Origin of the sequence: Acinetobacter junii, from assembly GCF_018336855.1 — a bacterium.
In the GTDB taxonomy this organism is placed as follows: domain Bacteria; phylum Pseudomonadota; class Gammaproteobacteria; order Pseudomonadales; family Moraxellaceae; genus Acinetobacter; species Acinetobacter junii.
In genome coordinates this window covers 588845-607841 of the sequence record NZ_CP059558.1, presented here as the reverse complement: position 1 = coordinate 607841, position 18997 = coordinate 588845, and the positions used below count along the sequence as shown (strand labels likewise).

Here is an 18997-nt window from a genome sequence, read left to right as displayed (position 1 = left end):
GCCGCTTGTGCGTAATATACACCCACTCAAGAAATATCAATATAAAGGACAGCAATGCAAGCTAGTGTTTTTATCAGTGGTGCTGCACAAGGAATTGGTGCTGAAATCGCACGTTTATTCCATAAGAATGGCTATAAAGTTGGAATTTATGACATTAACCAAGAACTTGCTGAGAAATTAGCCACTGAGTTAGGTGAGAATGCTAAGGCTGGTTACCTCGATGTCAGCAATTACCGTCAATGGCAAATCGCTTTACAAGAGTTTAGAAACTGGGCTGGTGAACTCAATATTTTAGTCAATAATGCGGGAATTTTGTATTCTGGGCCATTTGAAAAAACAGATATCCAATCACACCATCGCACCATTGATATCAATGTCAAAGGCGTTATAAATGGCTGTCATACGGCTTTAAATCATTTGCAACAGGCAAAATTTGCTCGTGTTATCAATTTATCCTCTGCTTCAGCAATTTATGGTCAAGCAGATTTAGCCTCATATTCCGCAAGTAAGTTTGCCGTTCGTGGTTTAACTGAAGCATTAGATGTCGAATGGCAAAAGTACAATATTCGTGTACTTGATGTCATGCCTTTATTCGTTCAAACCAATATGGTGAAGAATATGGATGCAGGTAGTATTCAAAATATCGGCGTTGATTTAACCCCTGCTGATGTTGCCAAACAAGTATTACATTTGGCACAACAAAAAGATCATGCTTTAATTCCGACACATACGCCTGTAGGCATCAAAACCAAACTGATGTATCAATTGTCGAGTATTAGCCCACAATTTTTAAATCGACTCACCAATATTTTCTTATCGAAGCGCTAATACAAAAAAAGCTGCATTTACATGCAGCTTTTTATTAATTTAGCTTCCTTGAACCAAACGCCTAGCGCTAATAATCCCTGGTTGTTGCTCCAAACGAGCTAATAACCGAGACAATTGCGCCAAACCTTTAACTTCAATCAAGAGTTTCATATTGGCGATACCATCTGCCTCAGAAATCGTATTGACCTGACGAATATTAATTTGGTCTGAGAAAATCACCTGTGTGAGATCTTTCAGTAAACCACGGCGATCATACGCTTCCACCACGATTTGAACACTCTGTCCTCGTGTTGGCTGCATTTCCCAATCCGCCTCAACCGCTCTTTCAGGCTCTTGAGTCGTCATACGAATATAATCAGGACAAGCCACTTTATGGATACTTACACCACGATTTAAAGTGATATAACCACCAATTGACTCACCATGAACAGGTTGACAGCACTGTGCAATATGCAATTCTACGTTATCCAAACCATCAATCAAAATCCCATGCGCAGATAAAGTATGGCTTGCACGTGGATTCAATGCTGGTTTCAGCACTAATTCAGGCTCATCTTGATCTAGATGCATTTGACGATTAACTTGATTAATCAATGCATGTAGACTGATATCACCACTCACCAAAGCCACTAAAATATCATCACCAGATTTCAAATTGAAATGTGATGAATAATCTTTTAGATCAATACTCTTTGGATGAATCGCTAAACGCGCCAACTCTTTATTGAGTAACTCACGTCCAACTTCAATATTTTTACTACGATCTTGCTGTCTAAACCAGTGACGTAACTTATCTCTTGCTCGAGCGGTTTTAATATAACCTAAAGAATTCACCAACCAATCACGATTAGGTTCACGATCTTTCTTCGTTAAAATTTCAACTTGCTCACCTGTTTTCAAGGTATAGGTAAGAGGAACATAACGCTGGTTAACACGTGCGGCATAACACTTGTTACCGACTTCAGTATGCACATGGTACGCAAAATCTAAAACTGTCGAACCACGGGGTAATTCTTTAATATCCCCATCACGACTAAACACATAAATCTTTTCAAAATTTTCAAAATCTTGAATATGATCAATACCATTAGACTCATCATCTTCGGCATGTGGTGTGGTTTCAGTACGTTCTTGGTAATGTTCAAGCACTGCACGTAAAGAGTGTAAGCGATCATTAAATGAATGATCGGTATTCTTTGCCCCTTCTTTATAGTTAAAGTGCGAACATACGCCTAACTCTGCCTCATTGTGCATTTCAAACGTACGGATTTGTACTTCAAGCGATTTATTCTCAGCAATCACAGCCGTATGCAAAGAGCGATAGCCATTTGCCTTAGGGTTGGTTACATAATCATCAAACTGATTTGGAATATGACGCCACAACTGATGCACAATACCCAAAGCGTGATAGCAGTCAGGAACTCCCTTAACTAAAACTCGAACAGCACGAATATCATATAACTGATCAAAGCTAAGGTTCTTGCTTTTCATTTTGCGATAAATCGAATAAATGTGTTTTACTCGACCACTAATTTCAGCTTGGATATCATGCTCTGCCAATTCAGTTTTGAGTTTATCAATCACGAATTGGATATATTGTTCGCGCTCTAAACGCTTTTCATTCAACAAAGAAGCAATTTCTTTGTATCGCTCTGGCGCTAAATATCGGAATGCAAGATCTTCAAGTTCCCACTTGAGTTGAGCAATCCCTAGACGATGCGCTAAAGGAGAATAAATCGTTAGAATTTCTCGTGCGACACGCTCTTGACGCTCTTTACTTGCCGTCGCCAATTCACGTAAGGCATAAGTACGCTCAGCAAGCTTAATCAGTACAACACGAACGTCTTCCGTCACAGAGATCAGCATTTTATAAATGCCACTCAGGTGTTCGCGCTGATTATTATTAAAATGATCTTCTAAACGTTTATTTTTTTCGATCAACTCAGAGAGCTTACCCATTGCAAGCGTACCTTTTACAAGGCTCAACACTTGCTCTCCAAATTGTTGTTGAATATCTTCTAAAGTAATCAGACCTTCACGTACACTACGATATAAGACAGCTGCCGAAAGCGTATCTTCATCAACATGTAAGTGTGCCAAAATATCCGCCATACCAATACCTGTACTAAAGGTATTGCTACGATGATTCACCGTTGTTTCTAACTCTTTTTCTAAGGTAAGTTGCGCAACTTTTTGTAGTTGCTTTAACTCTGCCCCACCCAAGATATCGCGCACTCGATCTAACCATGAGACTAGACCACTTTGCGCTTCAGCGGCATGTTCTACAGTCGTTTCCTCTGACAACTCGTGAAGTCGTCCAGGTAACTGCTCACGTACTGTGACCATACCATTCTCCTCTGGATATGTAACTCATTTTCTAATCGTTTATCTCTTGGGTCTTTTCAAGCTGTTCAATTTTTTCAAATAAGGCAATTGACTCAACATGTTCAGTATGGGTAAACATGTCCATCACTGCCGCTTTTTTAAGTTGATAGCCATATTGTGCCAGTACACCTGCATCCCTTGCCAGTGTCGAAGGATTACATGAAACATAAACGATTCTTTTCGCTCCAAAATTAGGTACGTATTGCATAACCTCATAAGCGCCTGATCGTGGAGGATCAATTAATAATGCATCAAATCCTTGCTTTGCCCAAGAATGATGCGAAAAGTCTTTTGTTAAATCTTGTGAAAAGAAGCTGGCTTGAGTCAAATAATTTGCTTGCGCATTTTCAGTTGCTCGTTCAACCATCTCATCACTTGCTTCAACACCGATGACTCGACCCGTTTCACCCACACAGCGTGCTAAAGGTAAAGAGAAATTACCTAACCCACAAAACAGATCAAGTACTCGCTCACCCTCTTTCAAATTAAGCAATTCACATGCCAACTGAACCATACGCGCATTCACATGGCTATTCACTTGAGTAAAATCTAAAGGCGAAAATGCAAACTTCACCTTAAAATCCTCAAGACTATAATGTAAACGCATAGGTGCATGTTCATCGTCAACTCGATGCAAACTGTCTATACCTTTTGGTTGAAAGTATAACTGCCATCCCTTGAGTAACGTAAATTGACGCAATTGGTTGACATCCGACACATTTAATTCATCCAAGTGACGAATTAATAACGCGACCTCATCATCACCCATCGCCAATTCTATATGACCAATGTGGGCTTTGCCTGTTAGACTTTCGAGTAAAGTTTTTAGTTCTACCAACGAATCTGACAGAACCTGATCTAAGACCTTACATTGCTGTATATCAGTCAAATGGTTGCTATGATGTTCTCGAAACCCCATCACTAGTCGATTTTGTTTTGGAATATATCGCACGCCAATGCGAGCACGGCGACGATAATCTGTTTTGACCGAACGAATTGGAGCTAACCATTCTTCTGGTTGTAAACCGGCAAAATGTTCTAAATGTGACTTCAATACATTTTGCTTTAACACTATCTGTTGATCTGGATGAATATGTTGCAAACTACATCCACCACACACACCAAAATGCGCGCACACAGGTGCAACTCGTTGCTCCGAAGCATCACTTTCTAGTGTGATCATTTCCGCTTCTTCTAAACGTGTGGTTTGGTTGGTAATTTTTGCTTTTACTGTCTCACCCACCAGAGCATAACGAATAAACACTTTCTTACCATGCTTTTCTTTAGGATGGTCAGGATGCGTTCCATAGTGCGCTATACCACGCCCTTCGTGTGAAAAAGCTTCAATATCGAAGGTGTAAATCGGATAGTGAACGGGACGTTTTTTTGCTTTGTGCTTCAAAAGATCAACCTAATTTTTTTGCGCAAACGTATCTGCGGTGAATACAGTATATTGCGATGTCTGCTGCCATACCTGTAAAAATTCTGTCTGTTGCGTTTGAGTTTGTAAATAATCAATTGTTGATTGAATCAACTGTTGATGATCAAGTTGATTTAATTGACCTTTCAACAATAACCAACGCAAATAAACCAACCATGTATTTAAGACATCGCCTTCGCAATAACTGGTCAGTTTCAACCACTGTGCCGAGCGCACATACTCTGGTACATGATAACCTGATTCACCACGCTTGCCTGGGAAGCCAAGTAAACAGGCAATATCATCAAGCTTCTGGAAATTGCGACCATTAAACATCGCCATCACATCCATCAAATCTACATGACGCTGGTGATAACGATTTTGGTAGTTATTATACCGCTTCTGATTATCAATTTCGCCTTGATCAAATAAACTTGGAGCAGATAAACCATGATACATCGCCCTAAATAAAATAACGGGCAAGTCAAACTGCGAACCATTCCAACTGATCAACGTAGGCTGTTTTTTATCAAAAATTGATAAAAATTTAGTTAACATTTCTGCTTCAGAGTTATTTTCCTGACTAAATGAAAAAAGTCGAAACCCTTTTTCATCAATCCATAATCCTGAAATACAAACGATCTCATGTAATGGAAGTCGCTGAAAATCCATACCAGATTCTTGACGACGAATTTTTGTAAGCGCTTGCTCCACATCATGATCAGGTAAATCTAAATGATAAAGATGGGCCCCTGCCTTTAGATCGGTGAGTGTTTCAATATCAAAAACTAAAATTGGAAAACGTAAGTTCATCGGAATCTCGCTCAATCCCTCCCAACCTCTCCTTTACAAAGAGAGGGGCTAGGCGGAGATTTTAATCTTGTACGGAGAATAATCCCGTTGATAAGTAACGATCACCGCGATCACAGATAATACATACAATCACTGCGTCAGGATTTTCTTCTGCGATTTTGATAGATGCCCACACTGCACCACCCGATGATGTACCAGCACTGATACCTTCATGGCGAGCGAGCTTACGCATAGTTCGCTCAGCTTCAATTTGTGGAATATCTATAATACGATCAACTCGACTACGATCAAAAATAGTTGGTAAGTACTCTTCTGGCCAACGACGGATTCCAGCAATACTTGAACCATCAGACGGCTGTAGGCCTACAATTTGAATATCAGGATTTTGTTCTTTTAAATATTTGGAAACACCCATGATGGTACCCGTAGTTCCCATTGAGCTTACAAAATGGGTGATTTTCCCACCTGTTTGTTTCCAAATTTCAGGACCTGTCGTGAGATAATGTGCTTCCACGTTATCTGGATTACCAAACTGGTTCAACACCAAGCCCTTCCCTTCAGCTTGCATTTGCATCGCGAGATCACGAGCACCTTCCATACCTTGTTTCTGAGTCACCTCAATTAACTCAGCACCATACGCAGACATTGCGTCTTTACGCTCTTGGCTCATATTGTTTGGCATGATCAGTTTCATTTTATAGCCGCGCATTGCCGCAACCATCGCAAGTGCAATACCTGTGTTTCCACTGGTTGCCTCAATCAAAGTATCACCAGGCTTAATTTGTCCACGCTTTTCAGCTTGGATAATCATGTTATAAGCAGGACGGTCTTTCACTGATCCAGCAGGATTATTGCCTTCTAATTTTGCTAATACCGTGGCTTGAGTATGACTCGCTAAACGCTGTAAACGCACCAAGGGGCTTTTACCGACATAATAATCCAGTAAAAATTCTTCTGCTAAAAAATCAGTTTGCGTATTCGTCATGATCGACACCGATATTAAGGTGGCGACTATTGTATGAAAAAAACCAAAATACTGCACCTTTTCAATATGCTTTTTATTGGCTGGTAAATGCCTCGCTTTTCTCAAAGCATGATAAGATGTTTCGCAGAATGATAAATCTGACCGCACTATGTCAAATTTCAATAAAACCCTATCAAAGCGTTTACGGCTGAATCATGCTTACGGACAGTTGATCGCACTGATTTTAGTGCCGATTGCGGTATTGACCAGCGTTGGAATTCTTTGGGTCTTATCAGAAACGACGAACTCAGCAAAACAACAACAACGTTCAGATGCTTCTGCAATCTTAGCTCGATATCATCAAACTGCCGCAGATTTACTGCGACTGGTGCAAGAACGTCCTGATCAATATTATCGTGCTCAAAACATCATGCAAAAGATGTTTAATGAGAAGAACTTACAACGAGCCGTTTTGATTGATAGTCAAGGACAAACCTATCTTAGCGTCGGCTATCAAAACAATCGTTTCTGGCCAACTTTCCCAAATAACAGTAATTTTTTTGGACCAATACAACACAATCACAACAGCATTTACGGTACAAAAATTAAAAGTGATGCTACCAATCCAGTTTGGTTGATGGTTGAGCTCGATAATCACCCTTTAGAACTGGCTCGCTATAAGATTTTATTATCACTAGTCGTAACAGGTCTGATCACCTTACTCATCCTATTGTTCTGCTTAAATGTATTTTCACGACGTTGGTTAGCTCCACTGTATGAAATACGGATGCAAATGCAACGTTTAAATGCAGATACATTAGATCAACATATTGTAGTGAACAGTACTGGTGAGCTACGTTTATTGCAGCGAGATATTGCCAACGTTGTTAAACGCCTACACTTCAGTTTCTTGGAACTTAAAGAACATACTGAACAGACAGAAGAAGATTTACGCCGCACCTTAGATACCTTAGAAGTCCAAAACATTACCTATCGTCAGGCACGTGACCAAGCAATTTCATCAAATCAATCAAAATCTGTTTTCCTTGCCAATATCAGCCATGAGCTGAGAACACCACTAAATAGTATTGATGGTTTTATTCATTTATTACTCCGCCAACAAAATTTGAGTAATGAACAAAACCTTTATCTTCAGACTATACGCAAGTCATCTGCACATCTATTGGCACTCATTAATGACGTACTAGATTTTTCTAAAATTGATGCAGGAAAACTAGAACTCGAAACTGCACCTTTTGACCTAGAAGAAGCTATTTTTGATGTTATGGATATGCTTTCGCCTTTGGCTGCACAAAAGCATATCAACATGGCGTTCTACTATGCTGAAAATATCCCACAACACGTTGTAGGCGATGCATTACGCTTTAAGCAAATTCTGACCAACCTCATCTCAAATGCAATTAAATTCACCCCCGATGGTGAAATCATCGTGCGCGTTCGAATGGAGGATGATGAAATTGGTCAATGTTTACTACATTTCAGTGTTCAAGATAGCGGGATTGGTCTAAGTGGGACCGATCGTAAAAAATTATTTGAATCATTCTCGCAAGGTGATGCATCCGTTACACGCCAATTTGGTGGTACAGGTCTTGGGTTAGCAATTTCCAAACAATTAGTACACTTAATGCATGGTCATATCGGCTTCGAGGACAATCAAGAACGCGCACCGACAGAAAAAGGATCAACCTTTTGGTTCACGGCGCTGTTTAAAGTTGAAGAGCAAGATGAATATGTTGAGCATCCACACTTTGAGCACTTGCAAGTGGTGTCTTATCTCGCCCACCCTGCAACAGCAAGTGTTTTACGTTCATATTTAGAAAACTATCATGTCTCACATATTGAAACCCAATCAATTCTGGATCTATTCAGTCGCTTAAATCATTTAAGCCAACAAGATAATACATGGTTGATCGTTGATCACAGTGGCGATACAGAAGCATTGCTCAAAGAAATCCGTCAACGTTATAGCGGCAATTTAGCTGTGTACGGATATCAAATGAGCCTAGAACCAAATATGCTCAATGATTACCGCGCTCGACCACTTTATCAGCCTTTGAGTCGTCGTGAACTTGTACAGCTCCTGAGCAACCAACCGATCTTCGAACAAGAGCCTGAAGACTTTAATGGTCAAGGGTTGCATGTTTTAGCCGTTGATGACCACTTGCCAAACCTCATCGTTCTTGAAGCCTTACTTGGTGAGTTAAATGTCACCACAACCAAAGCATTGAGTGGTCAAAAAGCTATTGACCTGATTCAAGAACGCATCGAGCAAAAACTTCCGCCTTTTGATCTTGTGTTCATGGACATTCAAATGCCTGTGATGTCAGGGATAGATACCACGAGAGCGATTCGCTCATTAGAATCAACCTTAGATTCAGGTATGCAGCTCCCAATCATTGCTCTTACAGCACACGCTTTAGCGGATGAAAAACAAAAGCTACTCAAAGTGGGTATGAATGATTACGTCACTAAACCTATTCAAATGGAACAAATCATTCAAATCCTTACCCATTGGACAAAGAATAATTTTAGTTCTCAAACTCAAGTGAACGAGCAAAAACGTCCTGTTGAATCGATTGACCCGCAAATTCTAAATTGGCAACAAAGCATTCAACTTGCCGCGAATAAAGAAGATCTCGCTCAAGACCTACTCAACATGTTAGTCGATAGCTTTGATACTGAACTAGCAGAAATGCAGCAGTTAATCGAACTTGAAGATTTCCCTCAGCTGGAACATGTCTTGCACCGCTTATATGGTGCAACACGTTATGTTGGCACACCTAACCTGCAACGTGTTTCTGGTGAATTTGAGCAATTTGTTTCGACACTGCGCAAGGAGCGTAGAAAAGCGGATGATGCATTTATTCGTGAAACAAATCATCGCTTTAATGAACTTAACATGGCAATCGAACAAGTCAAGCTAGCTGCTAATCTGGTTTTACACTCTCATGACATTTAGCGTGACTGTTGTGTCATGTTTCCACTCTGGGACTCATGCTATGCTGACTTATCGCACACAATAAGAGTTAAGCAAATGTCGCTTTTACGTATTGAGAAAAACAACGGAATTGCAACGGTTTATCTAAACCGTCCAGACAAACGTAATGCAATGAGTTTTGCATTATTAAAAGAGCTTGTTTCCACTGCAAAAAAAATCGAAAAAGATCGTTCGATTCGTTGTGTCATTTTGACAGGTGAAGCACATGTCTTCAGTGCTGGAATTGACTTATCCGACCTGAACAATCCAAAAAATACGGCATTTGCAGCGTGGGAACTGATCAAACCAGGGCAAAGCTTATTCCAAAAAGCATTTCTTATTTGGCAAAATATTCCGATCCCTGTCATTGCTGCGATTGAGGGATATTGTTTTGGTGCAGGAATGCAGCTCGCTCTTGCCGCAGATATTCGAATTGCAACACCTAACACCCAAATGTCTATTATGGAAAGTCGTTGGGGATTAGTACCAGACATGGGCTTAACACGTTCATTAAAAGGTCTGATCGGTGTTGATTTAGCGAAAGAACTCACACTCACTGCACGTATCTTTGATGCAGAATATGCAAAAAATATCGGTTTAGTGACTCATCTTGATCAAGATCCTTTAGCAAAAGCACATGTGATTGCTCAAGAAATGCTGCAACGCTCACCAGATGCATTAATGGCAGCAAAACGAGTGCTCGACGCCATGGAGCACCAACCAGAAAAAGCATTACGCCTTGAAAAATTATGGCAACTCAAACTGTTATTAGGTAAAAATAGTGCCCTCGCTCGTAAGAAAGATAAGAACCCCGAAGTTCAATTCTTACCTCGTCAATACAAGTAATTATGATCTGAGTATTTTCACATGCATGTTAATCAGCAAACACCAATCGCATTCTTAGGAATGGGGTTAATGGGAACGCGTATGGCAATCCGATTACTCCAAGCAGGCTATAAAGTCGCTGTTTGGAATCGAAGTCCACATGCATGTGATTCAATTATTCAACAAGGTGCGATTGCACTCGACTTAGAACAAATAAATGAATATCCCGTTATTCTAATCTGTTTGGCTGATGACTCTGCAGTCGAAAATGTTTTCAGCAAAATTCAACCTCATTTAGCCGCAGGACAGATTCTTGTCGATTTCTCAAGCTTGTCTGTGTCAGCAACACAAAATTTAGCTCGGGCTGCTCAAGAAAAAAACCTAACATGGATTGACTCACCCGTTTCAGGTGGGACTGCAGGCGCTGAACAAGGGACACTGGTCATCTTTGCAGGTGGAGATGAACAAACCATCCAGCAACTTGCTCCGATATATCAAGTATTATCACAACGTGTTACGCGCATGGGGGCATCTGGCACTGGTCAAGCAACAAAAATATGTAATCAATTAATCGTTGCTGCAAATAGCACCTTGATTGCAGAAGCTGTCGCTTTAGCAGACCAAGCTGGTGTTGACACCCAACTACTTGCCCCTGCTCTTGCAGGCGGTTTCGCCGACTCCAAACCATTTCAAATACTTGCACCACGAATGGCAACTCATACATTCGAACCTGTGCAATGGAAAGTGCAAACTTTATCAAAAGATTTAAATAATGCGCTAAAACTAGCTCAAACTTTTAACTTAACAATACCTGTTGCACAAAAAGCTCTATTACAGTTACAAGCTCACCAAGAAAATGGCTTTGCTGAGAAGGATTTAGCGACTATCATTCAATATATAGAACAATAAAGTATTAATTCAAGGAGATTGAACATGAGCCGACTTGCAGTCAATTTATCCATGATTTTTACTGAAGTACCTTTGATAGAACGATTCGAACTCGCTCGAAATCATGGTTTTCAACATGTTGAAATTCAATTTCCATACGAATTAGACATCCTAGACATTCAAACTCAGCTTGAACAACATGGGTTATCACTTTGCTTAATTAACGTTCCAGCTGGGGATCTTATGCAAGGTGGTGATGGTCTTGCAGGGGTGCCAGGTCAGGAAATCGCTTTTCATCACGCACTTGAATTAGCCATCAAATATGCAAAAGCACTCAAGGTACCAAGTGTCAATATTTTGGCAGGTAAGCAACCTTTGGATGCAGACCTTTTACCTTGCCTAAACACGTTATCAAGCAACTTAAAACTTGCCTGCCATATGCTGACAGAACAAGGTATTACTCCTGTATTTGAAATGATTAACGGGACCGACATGCCCCGCTTTCTCGTTCAAAATATTGCTCAAGCCCAAGAAATGTTAGAAGCAGTGAACCACCCTGCTCTTAAAATGCAATACGATTGCTATCATATGGCAATGATGGGGGAAGATGTTCTAGCAGGATTGCAGGAAAATATTGATCTTATTGGACATATTCAATTCGCAGATTGTCCACATCGACATGAACCCGATACAGGTAGTATTGTCTACAAGCCTATTTTCGATTGGTTACTTCAGAGTGACTACGAAGGCTACATTGGGGCTGAATATAGACCAAAAGACCAATCAGATCAATCATTTGGATGGAAAAAAAAGTACTTCTCCAATGATGTGAATACATAAACTGTTACGGCTAAAATTTGAATTTTTTAGAGAAAAACGGTATATTTGACAATGAGCAATTGTCAGGAAAATATACCCTCTATGAATTTAGAACCATCGCCCAGCGCTTCTAATTCTCACGACCTAAAAATCCAACCATCTAATAAAGATGTACAAGCTTGTCTAAAAGTTGTACATGAAGCCCTTGCAGATGTAAAAGCCAAAGATATTTTAGAACTTGATGTAAGTTCAATCAGTAATGTTGCCGATGCAATTGTAATTGCAAGCGGTACTTCTACTCGTCATGTTAAAGCCCTTGCTGATAATGTTGCTGATGAAGCACGTAAAGCAGGTTTCCGCCCACTCGGCGTCGAAGGCGAACGAGATGCTGAATGGATCCTTATCGATCTAGGTTATGTCGTTGTACATGTAATGTTACCTACTGCCCGTAAGTTTTATGATCTCGAAAGCCTATGGCGCACTCCTGAATCAGTAGCTTAAAGCTCAAAAAAAGCGACCTTAGTAGGTCGCTTTTTTATACCTACAATAATGATGCGAGATTCACTTCAGTATAATTCTGTTTGATTTCTTGCCGTATTGCAGCATAAAGCTGATCTGCTTTAATCGGACCGTAAAAATCACAATAAATCGCATATAACATCGTTAACATATCAGCATAATGTTGCTGTGAAATTTGCTTTAATGACTCCCGCTCTGCACCCAGAAGATAAAAATATCCAGCAAGTAATCGATGCTTCTTCATGCTTTTCTGTATTTCTTCCACAAACTCCAGATAATCATCTCGTATCACACCCTTTAATACAGCCATCACGAAATCATAAAACACCAGAAAAAGCGCATTATGATTTTCATTAATTTGAATACTTGGCTGCGTGGTGGATACTTTTTTATCCTTTACTTTAAGATGTTGCTGCTTCTCTAATATTGAGATTTCGTATAGAACTTGACGCAACATTTCTTTGCGCTGCAAACGCAATTCATCATTTGAACAAATTTCACTGAGAAATCGATTCAAAACAAATGATGGCTGATGCCCATATTCACGCTCCCAGTAACTTAAAGCACGCTGCAAAACAGACTCAGGTAAAAACTGAGATAAGCCTTTTTCGATTGCTAATCTTTTTTGCTCAATCGTTAATTCAGCCATAAATACAGCTCCTATTAATGACGATGCGTAATATTGTCAGCATCAAAGGTTAAATCCCTTTGAAACTCTGGGTATGAAAGCTCCGCGTGCTCGGTATAATCCAGGCCTCGTTGTTCATGTTGCTGAGACACTCTCAAACCTCCAAGAACTTTGTCCATAATCTTAAATACCAGCAATGCCAAACCAAATCCCCAAACGAATGCAGCAAAAATTCCTATGATCTGAACATACATCACATTTGCATCAAAAAGATTAGTTTCCAAAAATGCGCCAGCAGCCAATGTACCCCAAGCACCACATACGCCATGAACCGCAACTGCATCTACAACATCATCTAACTGCATTTTGACAAGAAGTTGTGGCACAAAGCTAATCAATATGCCTGCGCCAACACCTGTCATAATTGCGAAAATTGGAGACATCGTGGCACAACCAGCAGTGATCGCGACCAACCCTGCCAGCGAAGCATTAATAGTATTGCGTATTAATACAGCTTTAGATCGGATCAATGCCAAAATCATATAAGTTGAAGCTGCTGCACATGCTGCTAAATGTGTATTCAACGCAATACGACCAATACTGACATTTGCTGAAACAGTTGAAGCAGCATTAAAACCAAACCAAGCAAACCACAAAATAAACCCACCTAGCGCAACTAGAGGTAAATTATGTCCAGCTAAAAAATGGCTTTGTCCTTTACGCCCAAATCGCCCTAAACGAGGACCAAGTACAATAATCCCTGCAAGAGCCACCCAACCACCGATAGAATGCACAACTGTAGAACCTGCAAAATCAATAAAGCCCATTGCTTTGAGCCAACCATCTCCTCCAAACAAACCACCCCACGCCCAACTGCCAAAAACTGGATAAATCACACCACTCACAAAAATGGCACTTACCACATAGGCAACAAAATGGATACGCTCTGCCATTGCTCCACTCGCAATGGTTGTAGCCGTCGCAGCAAACATCATTTGGAAGAAAAGTAAGTTCCAATGCCAATCATCCATCTGATTTGGCATAAAATGGCTCAATCCAATCCATCCCGATTGATTTAAGCCAAACATTAATCCAAATCCAAACAACCAAAATACTAAGCCCCCGATACAGGTATCCATATAGTTCTTCATCAGTACATTGACCGTATTTTTACTACGCACTGATCCACTTTCGATCAATGCAAATCCTGCCTGCATGAAAAACACCAAGATCCCCCCAATAACCACCCAAACACTATCGAGTGAAATACGAATTTCTTGAATATTCGGTGCTGTTGACGCGGATACTGATGTTGAGAGAAATATTAAAAATGTAGAAATCAAAATTATATTTTTCATTAAATTCCCCTTTAAAGATCATTCAATCCAATGCAAGGAGAATGCCAAGATAAACATATATTTCTTTTTATATTTTCAAGTATTTATATTTATTCAATGTAAAAAAATAAAAACTTAGATATGCCATAGATATCTTGTAGAAATCACCTTGAATATCAGTCTCTTCATTGACAAATACGTATCTCAAATAAATATGAATCATCTTACGCACAAAATTGACATGACAAATTGTCAAAATTAAAGCAATATAACAATGCTTTAAAGTTTTAGAAATATAAGTATTGCTGGAGCATAGGAATGAAAATTTTAATTACAGGTGCGAATACTGGGATTGGTTTCGCTACCGCTGAACAACTTGTGAAAAATGAACAACATGTCATTTTGGCTTGTCGTAACCCTCTAAAGGCACAGGCTGCACTTAAAAAGTTACGTGCACTAGACCAAGGGCAAGTGGATTTTATTTCTTTAGATTTAAATAGCCTAGAACATACACGAAAAGCAGCGGATGAAATTGCGGATCGTTATGGTGATTTAGATGTATTAATTAATAATGCAGGATTGTTTGCTAAGACCAAACAACTCACTCAAGATGGCTTTGAACAACAATTTGGTGTGAATTATCTCGGTCACTTCTTGTTTACCCAAAAGCTTCTCCCAGTTTTAGAAAAAGCACCTAAAGCTCGCATCATCCACCTTGCTTCAATTGCACATTGGGCAGGTTCAATCAAACCTAATAAATTTCGCGCAGAAGGTTTTTACAATCCGCTGTTTTATTATGGGCAATCTAAGTTAGCGAATCTTTTATTCAGTAATGCTTTAGCTGAACGTATGGCGAATAGCACCATTACCAATAATGCTTTGCATCCAGGTGGCGTTGCATCAGACATCTATCGCGAACTACCAAAGCCTGTTTATGAAGTTATGAAAATCGGTTTAGTCCCCACTTCTGTTCCTGCTAAGTTAATTACAGATATGGCTATTGCAGATCATTGGGCAAATCGTAATGGTGAATATGTCAGTGCACATATGCCAGACTGGAAATCACCACACGCAAAAAATCAACAACTCGCTCGTGAACTATATGATCAATCCATGGATCTTGTAGAAAGTTTTCTTTAATTGATGAGAACGAAATAAAAAAGCCACCCAAGGGTGGCTTTCTCAATCCTGATGAGGTCAGATTAGTGACCACCACCATTGATTGCTTTCGTCATATCTTCAACAACTTTCTTCGCATCACCGAAGATCATCATTGTTTTTTCATTGTAGAACAAGTCATTGTCTAAGCCAGCATAACCTGTTGCCATAGAACGTTTGATCACCATGATTGTACGAGCTTTGTGAGCTTCAAGAATCGGCATACCATAGATTGGTGAACTTGGATCATCTTTCGCTGCAGGGTTAACTACGTCGTTCGCACCGATTACAAGCACTACATCAGTTGCTGGGAAGTCTGAGTTGATCTCATCCATCTCTAAGATGTCTTCATACGCAACATCAGCTTCAGCAAGTAATACGTTCATGTGACCAGGCATACGACCAGCAACAGGGTGAATCGCAAAACGTACTGTTACACCTTGTTCTTTTAAGATTTCACATAATTCTTTAACTGCATTCTGTGCACGACCTTGCGCCATACCATAACCTGGTACAATCACAACGCTGTCAGCATTTGACATCAAGAAACCTGCGTCATCTGCTGAACCAGAACGATAGTTACGTTGAACTTGTTCGCCTTTGTCCGCTGTAGCAACTGCTGCACCACCCATCGCACCACCAAACAATACGTTGATGATTGAACGGTTCATCGCCTTACACATGATGTAAGAAAGAATCGCACCAGAAGAACCTACAAGTGAACCAGCAACGATTAACATATTGTTTTCTAGTGTGAAACCAATACCAGCTGCAGCCCAACCAGAGAATGAGTTAAGAAGCGATACCACAACTGGCATATCACCGCCACCAACTGGCGCAATCCAAACCCAACCAAATGCAAGTGCAAGTGCTGTCATCGCCCAGAAAGCAGTCATGTTATTCGTCAAGAAGAACATAATGCCTGCCGCAAGCATTGCAGCAAAGATAAGCGCTTGAACAGGTTTAACCCATGCACCAGAAATCGTTTTTGCCCATTTCTTAGCAGCTAATTTACCGTAAGCAAATACTGATGCTGTAAATGTAATCGCACCAACGAAACAACCCACAAACAATTCAAATAAATGAACTTTGCTCATATGAGCATGCTGTACGCCAGCAGCAGTTAAAGCAGCTTCATTTTCAGCAAATAATGCTGTTAATTGATTGTTGTGTAAAATCGCAGCAATCGCAATTAATACCGCAGCCAAACCAACCAATGAGTGCATTAAAGCAACTGTTTCAGGCATTTGAGTCATCGGAACAGTTCGCGCACGAGCGATACCAACCACACCACCAAGTACCATCGCACCAACGATCATCCAAACAACTGGATGTTCTGCAACAAAGAATGTTGTCACTACAGCAATCGCCATAGCGATCATGCCGTAACGGTTACCTGCGATTGCAGTTTTAGGACCTGACAAACCACGCAAAGTTAAGATAAAAAGGACGGCACCAATCAGGTAGAACCAATCCGCATAGTCTCGAATAAATTCCATCTATTAGCCCTCTTTTTTCTTTTGCTTCGGCTTGAACATTTCAAGCATACGAGCAGTTACAGCGAAGCCACCAAAAATGTTGATACTTGCCAAGAACACAGCAATCGCACCTAAGATGCTCACAACGTTTACGCTTTGGAAAGCTACATTTGCTTCAACACCAATCACAGGCATACCCACGGTTTGGATCATTGCCCCAACGATAATGATTGAAGACAATGCGTTCGTTACAGCCATAAGTGGTGTATGTAACGCAGGTGTTACTCCCCAAACTACGTAGTAACCTACGAAGATGGCAAGGACGAAAATTGTAATCGTTTCAACCATGAGAACTCTCCTTAACCGCGCTTGAGCAGTACTTGACCGCCATGAGTCACGAGTAACGCTTTTTGGATTTCATCTTCTTGATTGATCGCAAAGTTTTTGTCTTTGTCGAATAATGTTTCAAGGAAGTTGAAAACGTTACGTGCATACAATGCAGATGCTTCTGTTGCAACTGTGCCTGGAATATTTGGGATACCCAAAATTTTCACGCCATTTTCAGTAACAACAGTCTCGCCTTCTTTAGAACCTTCAACGTTACCACCAGTTTCAACAGCCATATCTAAGATGACAGAACCTGGTTTCATTTTGGCAACAGTTTCAGCTTTGATCAGACGTGGAGCATTACGACCTGGAATCAATGCAGTCGTGATTACGATGTCAGCATTTGATACAGCTTTATCTACAATCGCAGCTTGATCTTTGATGTATTGCTCACCAGGCTGCCAACCGTATCCGCTTTTCGCAGCTTCAGCAGCACGTTGTTTTTCTTCATCGGACATTGGTACGTCTAACCATTTACCGCCTAAAGACTCAACCTGCTCTTTTGCTGTTGGACGTAAGTCTGTTGCTTCTACAACTGCACCTAAACGTTTTGCAGTCGCAATGGCTTGAAGACCTGCAACACCAACACCCATGATCACAACACGTGCAGGTTTTACGGTACCCGCAGCAGTCATTAACATTGGGAACATACGTTGATATTCAGCCGCTGCTAACAATACAGATTTATAACCTGCCAAGTTTGCTTGTGAAGAAAGTACATCCATATTTTGTGCACGTGAAAGTGTACGTGGAAGTAACTCTAATGCAAAAGCAGACACTTGCTGAGTAGCAAACTGGTCTAATTCTGGATTGCGGTAAGGGTCAAACATTGCTACTACAGTAGTGTTAGCCGCAAGCTTTTGAATCTCGTCACCTTTCGGAGCACGTACTTTCAAAATAATTTGGCTACCTGTATATGCATCGTCCGTAATGGTTGCGCCAACTTGTTCATAAGCACTGTCAATATACGCAGCTTTAACACCAGCACCACGTTCAATGACAACGCTATGACCTGCGTTAATCAACTTCTTTACTGTCTCAGGTGTAGCAGCTACACGACTTTCACCGACGACAGTTTCGGTTGGGATTCCGATCTGCATGAGCGTTCCTCAAGCTAGTTTTTCTTAAGTAAACATCGCTTATAGCAATGTTTCCCCCAGGAGTATTCTTTGTAGAATTTTGGATTCTAATGGAAGTTTTTTAAAATTCCACCCAATATTTATTTAATAAATACCTATATTTTGAACTGATGATTCATATTTGCATTTAAACCTTGTATGCTCAGCATGTTTGTCTTCCCGTTAAGCAACGATTCAAATTTATACAAACAAAATAATTCGATTTGATTATTATCAATACAGCTCAATTCTTGCCTAAGCTTTTATTGATATAAAAGCCTGTATAGCGATATCTCATAAATAAACTAAAACCCGCTCTCACTATCTCTGATACATAAAGATCTCAGATCGTCTCTGAATGATTCGATTTGCTTATGTACGTATCAATTGATTAGGTCAATTTGCATCTTAATCATGCATTTAATGATAAGG

The 18997-nt window shown here is 40.2% G+C and carries 16 protein-coding genes; 7 read left to right on the top strand and 9 right to left on the bottom strand.

Annotated features, from left to right (window positions below; all coding sequences use genetic code 11):
- The first annotated feature begins 54 nt into the window (after positions 1-54).
- Entirely contained in the window at positions 55-828 is a 774-nt protein-coding gene (locus H2677_RS02885) for an SDR family oxidoreductase (protein ID WP_212639108.1), read from the top strand.
- A 39-nt stretch (positions 829-867) separates the two neighbouring features.
- Here H2677_RS02885 and H2677_RS02880 read toward each other — a convergent pair whose 3' ends face one another.
- The 4 genes from H2677_RS02880 to cysM form a co-directional block, all read right to left on the bottom strand.
- The gene (locus H2677_RS02880) at positions 868-3174 is read right to left on the bottom strand and encodes a RelA/SpoT family protein (RefSeq protein ID WP_004906689.1); all 2307 of its coding nucleotides are present in this window, start codon (positions 3172-3174) and stop codon (positions 868-870) included.
- A gap of 31 nt (positions 3175-3205) precedes the next feature.
- On the bottom strand, positions 3206-4615 hold the full coding sequence (gene rlmD / locus H2677_RS02875) for a 23S rRNA (uracil(1939)-C(5))-methyltransferase RlmD (protein ID WP_212639107.1): 1410 nt from the start codon (positions 4613-4615) through the stop codon (positions 3206-3208).
- A gap of 9 nt (positions 4616-4624) precedes the next feature.
- A complete protein-coding gene (locus H2677_RS02870; RefSeq protein WP_129261845.1) occupies positions 4625-5446 on the bottom strand; it encodes a 3'-5' exonuclease in 822 nt (273 codons plus the stop codon).
- A 61-nt stretch (positions 5447-5507) separates the two neighbouring features.
- Entirely contained in the window at positions 5508-6431 is a 924-nt protein-coding gene (gene cysM / locus H2677_RS02865) for a cysteine synthase CysM (protein WP_004955667.1), read from the bottom strand.
- A 148-nt stretch (positions 6432-6579) separates the two neighbouring features.
- Here cysM and H2677_RS02860 point away from each other — a divergent pair, with 148 nt between their 5' ends.
- The 5 genes from H2677_RS02860 to rsfS all read left to right on the top strand — a co-directional run bounded on the left by H2677_RS02860 (position 6580) and on the right by rsfS (position 12441).
- A complete protein-coding gene (locus H2677_RS02860) occupies positions 6580-9390 on the top strand; it encodes a GacS-like sensor histidine kinase (protein ID WP_212639106.1) in 2811 nt (936 codons plus the stop codon).
- Between the two features lie 75 nt (positions 9391-9465).
- Positions 9466-10254 carry a crotonase/enoyl-CoA hydratase family protein gene (locus H2677_RS02855; protein ID WP_130575923.1) on the top strand — a complete coding sequence of 263 codons (789 nt, stop codon included), beginning with the start codon at positions 9466-9468 and terminating at the stop codon, positions 10252-10254.
- Positions 10255-10275: 21 nt separating this feature from the next.
- Entirely contained in the window at positions 10276-11142 is an 867-nt protein-coding gene (locus H2677_RS02850) for an NAD(P)-dependent oxidoreductase (protein WP_130575922.1), read from the top strand.
- A 24-nt stretch (positions 11143-11166) separates the two neighbouring features.
- Positions 11167-11961 carry a hydroxypyruvate isomerase family protein gene (locus H2677_RS02845; protein WP_212639105.1) on the top strand — a complete coding sequence of 265 codons (795 nt, stop codon included), beginning with the start codon at positions 11167-11169 and terminating at the stop codon, positions 11959-11961.
- Positions 11962-12042: 81 nt separating this feature from the next.
- Complete coding sequence (gene rsfS / locus H2677_RS02840; RefSeq protein ID WP_004906669.1) at positions 12043-12441, top strand: ribosome silencing factor; 399 nt, start codon at positions 12043-12045, stop codon at positions 12439-12441.
- Positions 12442-12481: 40 nt separating this feature from the next.
- Here rsfS and H2677_RS02835 read toward each other — a convergent pair whose 3' ends face one another.
- Both H2677_RS02835 and H2677_RS02830 read right to left on the bottom strand, forming a co-directional pair.
- Complete coding sequence (locus H2677_RS02835; protein ID WP_212639104.1) at positions 12482-13108, bottom strand: hypothetical protein; 627 nt, start codon at positions 13106-13108, stop codon at positions 12482-12484.
- A gap of 14 nt (positions 13109-13122) precedes the next feature.
- Entirely contained in the window at positions 13123-14445 is a 1323-nt protein-coding gene (locus H2677_RS02830) for an ammonium transporter (RefSeq protein ID WP_212639103.1), read from the bottom strand.
- Between the two features lie 297 nt (positions 14446-14742).
- Here H2677_RS02830 and H2677_RS02825 point away from each other — a divergent pair, with 297 nt between their 5' ends.
- A complete protein-coding gene (locus H2677_RS02825; RefSeq protein ID WP_212639102.1) occupies positions 14743-15564 on the top strand; it encodes an SDR family NAD(P)-dependent oxidoreductase in 822 nt (273 codons plus the stop codon).
- Between the two features lie 62 nt (positions 15565-15626).
- Here H2677_RS02825 and H2677_RS02820 read toward each other — a convergent pair whose 3' ends face one another.
- From H2677_RS02820 to H2677_RS02810, 3 genes are read right to left on the bottom strand one after another with little or no spacing between them, the layout of a single operon-like run.
- Entirely contained in the window at positions 15627-17081 is a 1455-nt protein-coding gene (locus H2677_RS02820) for an NAD(P)(+) transhydrogenase (Re/Si-specific) subunit beta (RefSeq protein ID WP_004906661.1), read from the bottom strand.
- Positions 17082-17084: 3 nt separating this feature from the next.
- Entirely contained in the window at positions 17085-17408 is a 324-nt protein-coding gene (locus H2677_RS02815) for a proton-translocating transhydrogenase family protein (protein ID WP_004681730.1), read from the bottom strand.
- Between the two features lie 11 nt (positions 17409-17419).
- On the bottom strand, positions 17420-18547 hold the full coding sequence (locus tag H2677_RS02810) for a Re/Si-specific NAD(P)(+) transhydrogenase subunit alpha (RefSeq protein WP_004906659.1): 1128 nt from the start codon (positions 18545-18547) through the stop codon (positions 17420-17422).
- Positions 18548-18997 lie beyond the last annotated feature (450 nt).